This is a genomic window from Aphanothece stagnina RSMan2012 (genome assembly GCF_046764815.1).
GTDB lineage: Bacteria > Cyanobacteriota > Cyanobacteriia > PCC-6307 > Cyanobiaceae > NIES-981.
In genome coordinates this window covers 1-309 of the sequence record NZ_JBKOUC010000130.1, presented here as the reverse complement: position 1 = coordinate 309, position 309 = coordinate 1, and the positions used below count along the sequence as shown (strand labels likewise).

Sequence of the window (309 nt, the reverse complement as noted above, 5' to 3'; positions counted from 1 at the left end):
GGTAACGCCGCCACAGCCCTCGGACAAGCGTCCATCGCCAACGGTGAAAGCACCACGGCCCTCGGTCGCAGCGCCAATGCCACCGGCCTCGCCGCGACCGCCGTCGGGTTGGAGGCCCGGGCTTCAGGTATCGCCGCCACAGCCCTCGGAGAAGGCTCCATCGCCGATGGTGAAAGCGCCACGGCCCTCGGACGCAAGGCCAATGCCACCGGCCTCGCCGCGACCGCCGTCGGGTTGAACGCCCGGGCTTCAGGTATCAGTGCAAGCGCACTGGGCAATCAGGCTGACGCGGCTGGTGAAAGCGCTACC

General features: G+C 69.3%; 1 protein-coding gene. It reads left to right on the top strand.

The features are described from left to right. On the top strand, positions 1-309 hold a 309-nt coding region (locus tag ACLNEE_RS17075), incomplete at both ends, for a hypothetical protein (protein WP_412007471.1).